11 protein-coding genes and 1 pseudogene are annotated in these 13066 nt (G+C 65.1%); 8 read left to right on the top strand and 4 right to left on the bottom strand.

Going from position 1 to position 13066, the window contains the following annotated elements:
• Window positions 1–631: SPFH domain-containing protein (locus tag WBF82_RS20925; RefSeq protein WP_424384844.1), on the top strand; the 631-nt coding region annotated here is incomplete at its 5' end.
• A gap of 52 nt (window positions 632–683) precedes the next feature.
• On the opposite strand, the gene WBF82_RS20920 is transcribed toward WBF82_RS20925, so the two are convergent.
• A complete protein-coding gene (locus tag WBF82_RS20920; protein ID WP_424384843.1) occupies window positions 684–926 on the bottom strand; it encodes a DUF1918 domain-containing protein in 243 nt (80 codons plus the stop codon).
• Between the two features lie 235 nt (window positions 927–1161).
• Between WBF82_RS20920 and WBF82_RS20915 the strand changes: the two genes are divergently transcribed.
• Window positions 1162–1437, top strand: coding sequence for a hypothetical protein (locus tag WBF82_RS20915; protein ID WP_424384842.1), 276 nt, complete (start codon window positions 1162–1164; stop codon window positions 1435–1437).
• 4 nt (window positions 1438–1441) lie between these two features.
• On the opposite strand, the gene WBF82_RS20910 is transcribed toward WBF82_RS20915, so the two are convergent.
• A complete protein-coding gene (locus tag WBF82_RS20910; RefSeq protein WP_424384841.1) occupies window positions 1442–1924 on the bottom strand; it encodes a CAP domain-containing protein in 483 nt (160 codons plus the stop codon).
• 298 nt (window positions 1925–2222) lie between these two features.
• Between WBF82_RS20910 and WBF82_RS20905 the strand changes: the two genes are divergently transcribed.
• From WBF82_RS20905 to WBF82_RS20895, 3 genes are all read left to right on the top strand, one after another.
• Window positions 2223–3548: a DEAD/DEAH box helicase gene (locus WBF82_RS20905; RefSeq protein ID WP_424384840.1), complete on the top strand. Its 1326-nt coding sequence runs from the start codon at window positions 2223–2225 to the stop codon at window positions 3546–3548.
• 109 nt (window positions 3549–3657) lie between these two features.
• Window positions 3658–5205, top strand: coding sequence for a serine hydrolase domain-containing protein (locus tag WBF82_RS20900; RefSeq protein WP_424384846.1), 1548 nt, complete (start codon window positions 3658–3660; stop codon window positions 5203–5205).
• Window positions 5206–5226: 21 nt separating this feature from the next.
• Window positions 5227–6306: an NlpC/P60 family protein gene (locus WBF82_RS20895; protein ID WP_424384845.1), complete on the top strand. Its 1080-nt coding sequence runs from the start codon at window positions 5227–5229 to the stop codon at window positions 6304–6306.
• Here WBF82_RS20895 and WBF82_RS20890 read toward each other — a convergent pair.
• Window positions 6303–8069: a protein kinase domain-containing protein gene (locus tag WBF82_RS20890; RefSeq protein WP_424384839.1), complete on the bottom strand. Its 1767-nt coding sequence runs from the start codon at window positions 8067–8069 to the stop codon at window positions 6303–6305. The two genes, WBF82_RS20895 and WBF82_RS20890, sit on opposite strands and share 4 nt — an antisense overlap.
• 148 nt (window positions 8070–8217) lie before the next feature.
• On the opposite strand from WBF82_RS20890, the gene WBF82_RS20885 reads away from it, so the two are divergent.
• Window positions 8218–9696 carry an FAD-dependent oxidoreductase gene (locus WBF82_RS20885; RefSeq protein WP_424384838.1) on the top strand — a complete coding sequence of 493 codons (1479 nt, stop codon included), beginning with the start codon at window positions 8218–8220 and terminating at the stop codon, window positions 9694–9696.
• A gap of 43 nt (window positions 9697–9739) precedes the next feature.
• On the top strand, window positions 9740–10882 hold the full coding sequence (locus WBF82_RS20880) for a hypothetical protein (protein ID WP_424384837.1): 1143 nt from the start codon (window positions 9740–9742) through the stop codon (window positions 10880–10882).
• 2 nt (window positions 10883–10884) lie between these two features.
• Here WBF82_RS20880 and WBF82_RS20875 read toward each other — a convergent pair whose 3' ends face one another.
• Window positions 10885–12849, bottom strand: coding sequence for an adenylate/guanylate cyclase domain-containing protein (locus WBF82_RS20875; protein ID WP_424384836.1), 1965 nt, complete (start codon window positions 12847–12849; stop codon window positions 10885–10887).
• 30 nt (window positions 12850–12879) lie between these two features.
• Between WBF82_RS20875 and WBF82_RS20870 the strand changes: the two are divergent.
• Window positions 12880–13066: pseudogene (locus WBF82_RS20870) on the top strand (hypothetical protein); the annotation flags it as partial.

Raw genomic sequence — 13066 nt, 5'->3', positions numbered from 1 at the left:
CACCCGCGACAACGTGACCGTGCGGGTGGATGCCGTCATCTATTTCAGCGTCGCGGATCCGGTGCGTGTGGTTGTCGGCGTAGAGAACTATGTGTCCGCTATTGGCCAGGTCGCGCAGACATCGCTGCGTTCAATCATCGGCAAAAGCGACCTGGACGACCTACTCAGCAACCGCGAGGGCCTCAATCAGGGCCTCGAGTTGATGATCGACAGCCCCGCTGCGGGCTGGGGCGTTCACATCGACCGCGTGGAAATCAAGGACGTAGTACTTCCGGATTCGATGAAGCGGTCGATCGCGCGCCAAGCCGAGGCGGAGCGTGAGCGGCGCGCTCGGGTGATCACCGCAGACGGCGAACTGCAGGCTTCCGAAAAACTGGCCCTAGCGGCCGAGGCGATGACCGTGCACCCGGCTGCGCTTCAGTTGCGGCTCTTGGAAACCGTGGTCGAGGTCGCCGCGGAGAAGAACTCCACCCTGGTGCTTCCCTTCCCCGTCGAACTGCTCCGGTTCCTGGAACGAGCAACGCCAGAAGCATCCGGGAGCCCTGACGACCAAGCCGCTACGCCCTCGGACCCGCCACGGATCCCCGACGACGCCAGCGGCCTGGAAGTCGAACGTTCGCAGACACGTTGACCGTCGTCGAATTGCGCTCTGGCCCAGCAAGTCTCACGGAGCCGCTGTGCGGCTATGTCGCGGCGTGGCCGGCCCGCGCGGCAGCGCGTCGTGCGGCTTCGGTGTGCTCGGCGGCGCTGACGACCACCGCGTCAGACCCGGGGTACACCGTCGCCTCGTGCCCGGTCACCTGCCAACGCACCACGTAGGGCGGAGAACCGTCTTGAGAGCGCACCTCGATGATCTCAGCATGCTGATCATGCCGTTCGGTGGTGGTGCCCTTGACCACGAGGTAGTCGCCGACATTCGCCTTCATCGCCCGCTCCCTTCTCGTCCTGATGAAATCGCGGCCCCTCCATCCTGCGCGCGTTCGTCACGTAGCGGAAGGGTGATTAGCTACTGCAGCGTCCGGCACCGCAGACCGTTGAGCGATGGACATTAAAGCGGCGCCGTCCGTTTCCTGGTCAATGCGCCGGTGATCGGGCCGCTAAGTGGCAGCGGGCGGTAAAGCTGGGATTGACCGGTGCCGATGGCCGGAGAATCCTGGGGTCATGAGTTCGGAACATGTAACAGAGCAGGTGCCGCTGGCCGAGATCCAGGAGGGCGACACGATCCAAGATCCCGAGTCCGGTCAGTGGTTCACCGTCACCCGAACGGCGGACGGCACAACGAGTGTCACCCACAAGGACTCAGACGGCGACCATATGGTCATCGAGGGGTATCGCCTTTACTACGGCGACGAACGAGAAGGTGAGCAAGTCGATTCCCGGTGCGTCATCGATTCCCGGTCCACTAAAGGCCTAGTCACCCGCCAGGTGCGAGAGTAATCATTTACGGACCCGCGAAGTCACCGACGGCGATCATCTTGTTGCCGTCCCAGCTGATTGCGAAGCCGGCGGCGGTGAATCCGCAGTCCAGGATGACCGCTCGGTGTGCAGGACTTTGCATCCACCAGTCGAGCGCTGCGCTCGCAGTCGCACGGGATCCGGTGCCCCAGTAGATGATCTCACCCGTGTAGTCGGGCTTGGTGGAGCCCGCATCCGCGATACGCGTCAGCGGTGAAGAGCCGTCCGAACCGATATGGCCGCCGCCCACACCGTTATTCATCATGTCGTCGGCCTGCCGTTGCGCCGCTGACGTCAAACGCGGGTCGTCGCGGATCACGCCGCACGTCTGGCGAAGCTGGTTGACGCCGCTGTAGATCGCGGCCGCCAAATCGTCGGCGCGCGCAGCAGAACCAGCAACGGCGCCCAGAGCCGTTGCGCATGCAGTGCAGATCGAGAAGACGCCGACGATCTTGACTTTCATCGTCATGTTGCCCCCTGCCCCCACAGCATTTTGCTGTTCCAGCAAACAAATGCTATCCACTTTCGGTCGTAAAAGGTCGAAATTCGCAAATCCCGGCGGCCGAGACAGCGCTGGTGTCGTTGCTCACACCCTGATGCTCCGGCGATCGGAAAGCCCCGCTCATGGGCTAGGCTCGCAATCAACGTTGGCGTCACAAGATGCCGACACGTCGTGAAATGCCCCGTCTGGGATTTCCACTCCAACTCTTTTCGCGGCGATCGATTTTGCCCACCGGCAATCTCGCCAATCTGTGCTTGCACACCCGATGCCTGAAAGGCACCGCACACCCGTGACTACCCAAACCTTTGCCGACCTCGGCGTGCCCGCACCGCTTGTCAGTGCGCTCACCGACCTCGGCATCACCGAACCCTTCCCGATCCAAATCAACACCCTGCCCGACACGCTGGCCGGCCGAGACGTGCTGGGCCGCGGCAAAACTGGCAGCGGCAAAACCTTGGCCTTCTCAATTCCGTTGGTGGCCCGCCTCGCATCGGCCAAGCGGCAGCCCGCCCGGCCGACCGGCCTGGTGCTGGCACCCACCCGCGAGCTGGCAACCCAAATCACCGCAACGCTGGCGCCGCTGGCCGACCGCTACGGCCTGAAGGTCACCACGATCTTCGGCGGAGTGCCACAAAATCGTCAGGTTTCCGCGCTGCGCTCCGGCGTCGACATCGTCGTCGCCTGCCCCGGGCGACTGGACGACCTTATGCGCCAACGACTTATCAGCCTCGACGCAGTTGACATCACGGTGCTCGACGAGGCCGACCACATGGCCGACCTCGGATTCCTACCGGTGGTCACCCGAATCCTGGCTGCCACGCCGGCGAGGGGTCAGCGGCTGCTGTTCTCGGCAACGCTGGACAACGACGTCGACAAGATCGTCAAACGGTTCCTGCGCAACCACGTGATGCACTCCGTCGATGAGGCCAACTCGCCGGTGCCCGAGATGACCCACCATGTCTTTCATGTCGCCGGCAACGACGCCAAAAAAGACTTGGTGCACCGGCTGGCCTCTGGCACCGGTCGGCGAATCCTGTTTATGCGCACCAAACATCAGGCCCGCAAGCTGGCCCGTCAGCTCACCGAAGCTGGCGTGCCCTCAGTTGACTTGCACGGCAACCTCTCTCAGCCTGCCCGCGACCGCAACCTGGCCGCCTTCACCGCGGGAACCGCGCGGGTGTTGGTTGCCACCGACATCGCAGCCCGCGGCGTGCACGTCGACGAGGTGCAGTTGGTGGTGCACGTGGACCCGCCCGCCGAGCACAAGGCGTACCTGCACCGCTCCGGGCGCACCGCACGGGCCGGCAGCGCCGGCGACGTCGTCACCGTCGTACTGCCCGAACAACGCAGAGACGCTTCGGCGCTTTTGCGCAGAGCCGGTATCGCCGTCAGCCCGCAGCAGGTCACCGCTGCGTCGGATCCCGTCGTCAAGCTGGTCGGCGACATCGCGCCCTACCAGGCTCCGGCCGCCAAACCTGTTAGCGCCCCATCCGCTCGGCCGCGACGCCGCCCTGCTCGCGGCGGCCAGCGCGCCGGCGCACATGGACCGAGGCAGGATCGCGCCCGCAGCGGGGCACGTCGAAACCCTTAGGGTTCAACAGCCGCGCCGGATCGCAGCGGCGATATGGCCCACGCTGGCTGGCTAGTGGTGACACGATGTTGGCGTGAGCACGGTGCCATCGGTGCGAAAAGCAATGGCAATGGGAATTGCCTTGCTTACCCTCGCGGCGATTTCCTCGTGTGGCCACGCAGCGCACACAGCGGTAAGAGACATCGCGCAGGCAACGCCGGTGCCAGTTGCCGTCCCCGCGCCCACACCGCCGCCGGTTGCGGTTCCCCCGCCTACGCCGGCACCCGTCGCGGCCCCCGCGCCTAGGCCGGCGCCCGATGCGGGTCCCGCACCGGACTTCGCAATGGTCTCCAAGCTGATGAACGATGCGATTGCGAAAGGCACGGCACCAGGTGGCGTGGTGGTGATTGGGCATGCCGGCAAGGTCGTCTTCGATCAGGCGTATGGCTTGCGCAAGCCTGCCGGCGAACCGGGACTCGACGGATCGCCCGCACCCGCGGAGCCGATGACCGAGGACACCATCTTCGACATCGCGTCAGTGACGAAGGCCCTCGCCACGGCGACCGCGGTCATGCAGCTTTACGAACAAGGCAAGGTGCAATTCGACGATCCCGTGCAGAAGTATTTGCCTGACTTCAACACCGCCAACGATGCACAGCGTGCCCAGGTGACGCTTCGCATGTTGCTGACGCACACGTCAGGCGAACCGGAAGACGTAAACCTCGGGGATCCATGGGGACTCGACCGATCCGACAAAGCCGAAGGCATTCACCGTGCGCTCACCACGCCGCTGCAGTCGTCTCCCGGTGAGGTTTTCAACTACGCCGACATCAACTTCATTGTGCTTGGAGCGCTGATCGAGAAACTCACCGGCGAGGCTGAAGATGTTTACGTTGAGCAGAATGTCTTTGCGCCGCTTGGCATGAACGAAACCCGCTACCTTCCGCCGGACAAAGCATGTGGTCCACATGTGATGCGAGGAGCTGCGATTGCCTGGGCGCCCGCGCCAATAGGGGGCATGCCGGAACCTTGTCCTGCAGGCACGTGGAGCACGAACCTGTTGTCGCGCATCGCACCGACGACGCACGACGACGAAAGCAGAGGCGATCCAGCCAAGAATCCCGATTTCGATTTCCTGCTTCGGGGCGTTGTGTTTGACCCGACGACGCGTCGCATGGGTGGGGTAGCCGGGCATGCCGGTGTGTTCTCGACGGCGCACGATGTCGGCCTCTTTGCGCAGGCGCTGCTCGATCGGCTTGCGGGCCGCCCGAGCAAGTTTCCGCTGAAGCAAGAGACTTTGGAGTTGATGACGAGTCCCCAGCAGCCCGGACATACGCCCGAGCAAGTCCAAGCAGCCAACAACGCCTCCCAAGAAGCCATCGCGAAGACACCAAACACATACGATCCGCTGCTGGCTCCGCGTTACCCGGCGGTCAGGGGACAAAACCTGCGGGGCTTCGGCTGGGATATCGATACCGCCTATTCCGGAACGCGCGGCATGATCTTTCCGATCGGCAGCTTCGGCCACACCGGCTTTACCGGAACCTCGCTGTGGATGGACCCCCGCTCGGATGCCTACGTCATCCTGTTCACGAGCGCGATCGATCCGCGCGACGATCCTCCGATCGCGTATCTGCGAGGTGATGTGGCTACGGCGGCCGCCCGGGCCCTGGGCTGAGCAGTGCGCCGGTTGTATGTCGTGTTTGCCGCGGCGGTGATCGTCATTTCTGGCTGCACTGTGGGCAAACCGTCGGGCGGCGACAATCACGCCCGCCCCGCACCGATGCGGCCCCGCGCCACGACGAGCCCGGCTGCGACGACGGGACCCGGTCCGACGCCACCCGGCACCTTTGTCGCCGTTTCGGTGGCCACGGTGTGGACCACGCCGCAGAGCCCGCGTCCGGTCGACCATCGCGCCCTGACCAATCCGGTCGATATTCGCGGCTGGCTGTCGGATATGACGCCGGCCCAGCAGGAAGCGCTCACCTCGGACAATCTCACCCAGACGCAGGCGCTGTTCGGCGACCGTGTCATCGTGGTCGGGCAGCAGGGCGACTGGGACGAAGTACTCGTGCCCGGCCAGCCGACACCGAAGAACGCACAGGGCTACCCCGGCTGGATTCCCAAGGCCCAGTTGACAACCGATGCACTGAACGACCGCGCTTCGTTCGCGCTCGCCGATCGCGGCGTAACCACCTGGTTGTACCGCGATTCCGGACTCTCCGAACGCGACCTCGAGATCAGCACCAACACAAGGCTTCCCGTGCTGAACCACACCGACACGGCGGTTGAGGTGGCCACCCCCGATCGCGGCCCGAGGTGGCTGGATGCGCGAACGGTGGCGGTCTACGACAAGCCCACGGACATACCGCATCCCACTGCAGTCGATCTGGTTCGGTACGCCACCGCGTTCGTCAACGTTCCCTACCTGTGGGGCGGGCGTGCCGGATTCGGGTTCGACTGCTCCGGTTTCACCTCCACCATCTACCAGGTGCACGGAATTACCCTCCCGCGCGACGCCGATGCGCAAGCCGCCGACAGCCAGGGCCATCCCGTCGACAAATCCGCGCTGCAGCCCGGCGATCTGCTCTTCTACTCGCACGGCAGCACCGACCCCGACAACCCCGGCGCGATCTACCACGTGGCCATGTATTCCGGTGACCGCCAGATGATCGAGGCCTACGACTCGACAACACCAGTGCGCATCACCCCGGTTCGACTGGGCGCGGACTACTGGGGCGCGCGCCGCTACCTCGACCAACCGCCGCGTCATCCCTAAGTTGTGGGTACTTTGGCGGCGATCTGACGGGCGATGTTCACGCCGGCGTCCGACTGCGAGTCGGACTGATTTTGGCTGCACGCCTTGACATCGATAGCGACATTGTTGGCCACGGTCAGCGCCCGCTGACACGTCTGCCATTCCCAATAGCCGGGCTCGAGGGTTTTGTGAGCGCTCAGGGCGCCGTCGGTGTTAGAGACGGGCCCCACGGTCCACACATTGTCTGGTACGCCCTCGCCCGTCAAGTGGAACTGCCGGTTGGAGCAGGTCGGCCACTGTTGGGTCGAGGCGGTGAAGAAGGCGTCGGCATCCCGCGCGGAGGGAAACAAAATCACATACTGGGTGACACGATGATTCGGTTTGCCGCCGGGCTGATCGTTGAGCTCCTGTCCGGACACGGCGGTCCAGCTACTGCCGGATAAGGCCGTGGCTGTCGCCGGATCGGACTGGGGTATGCAAGCCTTGTCCGGCACATATTTGGTGTTGTCAAACGTCGAAGTCGGATACTTGGGCCCGACGAGCGTCATCCCGGTGGTACCCATGACGGTGTCGAGTTGTTCGGGGTAGAGCAGCAGGCCCTGGAGCGCGCTCTCCGCTACGGGTGTCGCGGTGGTCGGGGTGGTCGTGGTCGGCGCCGCGACAGTTCTGGTGGTGGTGGTGGCGGCGGAGGGCCGCGAGTTGGTGGCGGGCCGCCAGAGCAGATAGCCGGTGAGGCCGACGCCGGCGGCCAGGATACCGACGGCCGCGACGATCGCGACGATCAGGCCCGGTCGGCGATGGCGCCGCCATGGGATCGAAACTGGCTCAGGGCGTAGCTGGTCAGCGGGCCAGGGTTGCCCGGGGGGCGGCCAGCTTTGGCGGGTGGCGGCGAGCCCGGGCTCGGCGGTGGGACGATTGCCCGCCTCCTTCGTCGCTGCGAGAAACGCCGGACCCGGTGTCGGTCGTGCAATGGGCTCTGTGATGGCACCGCGGGCGGCGCGGGCCAACTCGATGGTCGTCGCATACCGCTGATCGGGGTCTTTGGCCATCCCGGTCGCGATGACTTCGTCGATCCGCGGGGGCACATCCGGTCGGTTGATCGAGGGTCGAGGCGGCGGCGTGCTCAAGTGTGCGGCAACCAGGCGTGCCATCGAGTCAGCGTCAAAAGGCGGATTTCCGGTCAGGCATTCGTACAGCACACAGGCCAACGAGTAGATGTCGGCACGGGCATCCTCGGCTCCGGTGCCTAGACGCTCGGGAGCGATGTACTGGAAGGTGCCGATCATGAAGCCGGACTTGGTCATTCGCGTTTCGTCGGCGGCCCGGGCGATCCCGAAATCGATCAGGTAGGCGAAGTCGTTGCGATCGATCAAGATGTTGGAGGGTTTGATGTCACGGTGCAGCAAACCCACCTCATGGGCGGCATGCAGGGCCATAGCGACCTGCTCGATGATGTGCACCGCCCGGGCGAGCTCCAGGGGACCCTCGGCGAGTACGGCCTGCAGGTCGCGCCCTTCAATCAGGCGCATATCCACGTAGAGCCGACCGTCGATTTCGCCGTAGTTATGGATGGGAATGACGTGCGGGCTGTTCAAGCGCGCGGCGGCGTGGGCTTCCCTGCGGAACCGCCGCTGAAACTCCTCGTCCTCATACAAATGCGCAGGCAAGACCTTAATGGCCACGATCCGGTCGGTCTCGGTGTCATGGGCCCGCCACACCTCGCCCATGCCGCCATGGCCCAGCAACTCCACCAGGCGATAGCGCCCAAACGGCGTGCCCTGCACTCACGCCTCCTTTAGCGAAAGCCCTCGCAAGCTGCAAACACGATATCGCCCAGCTGATGCTCCCGGCAGGTGATTAAGTAGTCGATTACTGATCCCGGCAGCGCGGTGCGGACACATACTTGACGCCTCTGCAAGGAAAGGTGGTCTGATGCCCGCACCCCAGCCGCAGATGGAAACCTGCGACGCTTGCATCGTCGGAGCCGGAATCGCCGGTCTAAACGCCTTGTTCGCCGCGAGCCAATACCTGTCGCGGGACCAAAAGGTGATCCTGATTGATCGTCGAGGGCGCGTCGGCGGCATGTGGGTCGACGTGTACTCCTATGTGCGACTGCACCAACCGCACCCCATGTTCACCGCGGGGAACATCGAATGGACGCTCGGCAAAGATCGCAGCCACTTGGCGACCAAAGACGAGGTGCTCGACCATTTTCAGCACTGCATCGACGTGATAAGGCAGAGCGTCCAGGTCGACGAGTACTACGGCTGGGAATTCGAGTCGGAGGAAGAAGCGGACGGAATCGTGCGCGTCCGCTGTCGGGCTGCCGACGGCCGGATACTCGTCGTCGAGGCCAAGCGATTAATCAAAGCCTACGGAATCGGAGTCACGCCGAACGAACCGCTCGCCATCTCGAGCAAACGCGTCCATTCGGTGTCGCCGGACTACTGCGACGTCCGGGCGGGCGACATCAGCGAAAGCGTTGCGCCGGTGTGGATCATCGGCGGCGGAAAGACCGCGATGGACACCGCACACGCACTGATCACGACGTACCCCGGTCGCCAGGTAAACCTCGTCGCCGGCCAAGGAACATTCTTCTCCAGCCGCGAGCACCTGTTACCGAGCGGCGCGCGGCGGTGGTGGAAAGGCACGCCGGGGAGCACCATCGCCGCGCAGATGGGTCGTCGGTACGACGGCACGAACGAAGCAGAGGTCCAATCGTGGTTTCGCAACACTTACGGCACCTTCTTGACCCCGCAAGCGGGCAACTTCGTGCTCGGGGTGCTGTCTGAGGCCGAAAACCGCACCATCTCGGCCGGCCTCAACGATCTCGTCATGGACTACCTGGAGGACGCTGTCGATCGCCATGGCACAACCGAATTGGTGTTTCGGAGCGGATCGACCAAGGCGATCGAACCGGGCAGCTGGGTCGTCAACTGCACAGGATACCTCGGACTCGACCGCGAACACCCGTACGAGCCGTACGTTTCGCCCAGTGGCGCAGTCGTTTCGATCAATGTGCGGTCGGCAATATTGCACTTACCTGCGTTCATGGGGTACTTCTTGGGCCACCTGCTGTTCTTGGACAAGCTCAGTGAGATCCCGCTCTACGAAGTCGACTGGCAGGAACTGAGGCGCGCGGCACCGGTGGCGTTCCCGTACGTGCTCTTCGCGCTCGTCCAGCACAACCTCAGCCTTATCTACGAGAAGGTCCCCAGTCGCGTGTTCAACGAGAACGGCCTCGATTTCGAGAGGTGGTACCCGCTGCCGCGCCGCTTGCCGGGCATGATGCGGTTCGTGCTAACCCACCGCCGCGAACGCGAGCGCCAGCGCCGTGTTCTTGACTCAGTCCGGGAGCGTTTCGATATCCGCTGCGGTCCCCTGAGCGAACATCGTTTTGCGGGACGATAGGGCCGGGCGCGCCACGCCAGCACATCGCCCTGAACTCTCAAGCATGGCGGATGACTATGCGCGGCATGCTCTTTCGCAGCGCGCCTCGTTTGAGGCGACCCACCCAGCCGTGCTGGCGGCCGCGGAACGGTTTACGGACGAGCCGGTGCTGCGAGTGGCCGATCTGGGCGCCGCCGATGGAGTGAACTCCCACGGCCTCATCCGCGATCTCGCGGACCTGCGCGCCGGCCGACCGCTGATCTACGCGCTCGTCGATCTCCCGACCAACGCGTGGGGCGTCGCCGCCGCTCATTTGCGGGACTCCTTCGGCTCGGCGGCGGTCGTGATCCCTGCGCCGGGCGAGGCCGGCCCCGAGGTCGCCGACGCCGGAACGGGCGCCCACTACGCCATGCCGGAGACCCACGGCGAGGCCTGCCGGCGCGCGCTCGATCGCGACTCAGCTCCCGCCACGGTCGTCTCCATGGCCGGAATCCCCCTCCACCAGGCGCCCTCCCTTCCACCGGGCACAGTGCACGTCGCGGTGTCCGGGACGTGCATGCACTGGGTCCCCGACGCCGTCGACCTGGCCGTGAGCGGTTCGATCTTCCCCGGCCACCCCAACCATGTGAACGACGACGAGCGCCGCGCCTGGCGCATCGCCGCTGCGCGGAATTGGGAGCGCTTGCTTGAGATGCGGGCGGTGGAGCTGGCGCCGGGCGGGTCGTTTATCGCCGCGATCCCGGCCTCCACCGCCCCATGCCCGCACAGGACCGGGCTCTACGACGAGATCATCGGGCAGATGAACTCGCTGCTCGCCGATTGGTGCCGCGCGGGCCGCATTAGCGACGCCACCGTCGCCGCAGCCGTCGTTCCGGTCTGGGCGCGCACAATCGACGAGTTCCGGGCACCCTTCGAGGCGGGCGGCGGGCGCTTCGCCGGCCTCGAACTCGAGAGCGCCGAGCTGTTCCGCCTCGACAACCCTTACTGGCACGACGATCCCGCGGTGTTCGCGCGGGAATACGTCCTAAGCGTGGCCGCGTGGGGAGGGCCGCTCCTCCTGCGTGCCTTTGCGCACGAGGGCGAAGCCCGCGCTGCGGGCCTGCTCGCCGAGTTCTTCGGAGAGCTCGAGCAGCGCGTCGCGGACGCCCCCGACCGCTATCGCTGGGACTACGTCGAGGCGCTTGTGATCTGCCGGAAGGCGGAATAGCGCTAGCCCGCCGCGCGCTCGATATCGCCCAGCACGGGCGGCCCTTTGCCGTCGGTCGCGCGCCGAAGCAAGAACATGCGCAGCCGACCGTAATGCTTGGCCATCTCCGTGTTGCCGACGTAGTCGCAGGAGAACCGATCGGCGTTGTGCAGCGCCAACATTGCCGCAAAGGTCTCGGTGACGTAGACGCAGCCTTCGGGTGTGATCGGCTCGATGCGTGCGGCGCGGCTGACATGGGCGCCGTAATAGTTGGGCCGGTCGGTGATCGGATCGTCGAGCTCGTAGACCGGTCCGAGATGGCCGCCGAGGCGCAACTTGAGCGTGTCGGGCAGCCCAGCGGCTGTGAGGTCGATGGCGCTCAGCGCGTCCTGCATGTCGAGCGCACAAGCGGCTGCTCGGCCGGCATCGCGAAAGACGACGAAAATACCGTCTCCCCAAGTGTTTACGAAGGTGATGTGCTGCTTGTGGCCGCGCGCCACCTCACCCAACGTGCCCATGATCGCCTGGGTGAAGTGCGGCAGTTGGGCGTCGGTCAGCTTGCTGAAGCCGTGGATGTCGCCGAAAAGCATTGCCCGCGTGTCGCGTCGGCCGCGAGCAACCTTCGGACGGTGCCAGGGTGGAAGCTTCTCAAGATCCGCGTCTTGACCGGTCGGCACGAGTTTGACCGGATGGCCGGCCTCGCGCCAAGCGCTCATGTCGGCGGCGGTGTCGACGATCGCGCCTTCATCGACGACACCGTCCCACACCGCCAACTGGATCAGCGGCGCATGCAGATGCCGGGCGCACAGGCTGGCGAGACCCATCGCCAGGCTGCTGCTGTAGGGGAAGAGCTGATCGTCGCCCAAATACGCGTCCTCCGTCGCGAAGCGCACGGTCTTGGCCGCGGCGAGACAGGCCTCGAAGCGCATGACCCAGTCCTCGCCCGCCGGGCGGACTAACTCTTCGATGAAATCAGCTGTGCCGAAGGGCAATACGATATTCAGCGCGACGCCGCGTTCGAGCAGCGCCTCGGCGAACAAGATGTCCGCGCCGGCGGCGAGCGAGCCGTAGGCCGCGCCGATACGAATCCCCTTGAGCAGCGCGGTGATATCGGCCGCCGTCGTCGTCGCCTGCTTATTGCTGCCGAGGAAATGGACGACGGTCGGTGGCTTGAACGCACCGAGCACGCCGGGGTCGAGCTTCTTCGCCGCGACGATGCGTTCAAGCTGCCGGCCGGTGGTGGCCAGCGCGGCGTCGTCATGGCCGGCTGCGGCGACGACTTGGTCGACCAGCCCACCCGCCGCGTCGAGATCACCCGCCGCAAGATGCGCTTCGAGTGCGGTCGCCAGCACCCAATAGCGGTCGGGCGCAGCGTCATCCAGATTCGCGATGCGCGGCTTCAGAAGGTCGAGAACGTCGCCGGCGAGCCGGTCAGCAGCCTCGGTATCGCCGGCGAACAGGGCAAGCGTTGCGGCATTGATCGCGGGGTAATAGGCCTGCGGGTCGCCGGCGTCGGTGGCGGCGCGGAAGGCACCTTCATAATGTGCGCGGCCCTCGCGGAACAACGCGGCGCGCGCCTCGCCCGTCTCGGCGAAGGCCTGGTCCTTCTTCAGCCGGCCGAGCAAGCTGCGGGCGTCGGTCTCCGGTCGCTTGTCGAGGCCGAATTCGTAGTACTTCTCGAGCGCAAGCGAAGTCGCGCCGGCATTGGCCAGGCTGAGCACCGCGCGATGTGCGAGACCGACGTTGTCGGGAAACAGCTCCAGCGCGTCGGTCGCCTGGTCGTAGGCGCGGAAGAATTCGCCGTGATCGAAGAAAGCCTTGACGTCTTTCAGCAGTCCTTCGGCAGTGACAGGCGGGCTTTGCGTGTTGGTCATCCGCGCCTCCAACTGCTTGGGCGCCGCTATGCTACGCCAGCAAACCATCCGCGGAGCCAGAAACGGCTTTGCAAGACGCAGTAAAGGCCGCCCCGCGGCCGAGATACCGCCCATGGAACCCGTCGTGAGGGCTAGCGTGAGGCAATGACCGAACAGTCAAGCGCGATCACCGTATCGCACCCACCCGAGGCATTACTGCGCCTCGTCAACCCGATGATGAAAATGCTGCTGCACACCCCGTTGGCGGGTCCAGCACGCAACCAGCTGATGGTGGTCGACTTCACTGGCCGCAAAAGCGGGAAGCATTACTCAATTCCGTTGAGCGCCCATG

The organism is Mycobacterium sp., assembly GCF_049673265.1.
Taxonomy (GTDB): Bacteria; Actinomycetota; Actinomycetes; order Mycobacteriales; family Mycobacteriaceae; genus Mycobacterium.
Note: the sequence above shows the minus strand (reverse complement) of the source record. Positions and strands in the feature narration are given on the sequence as shown.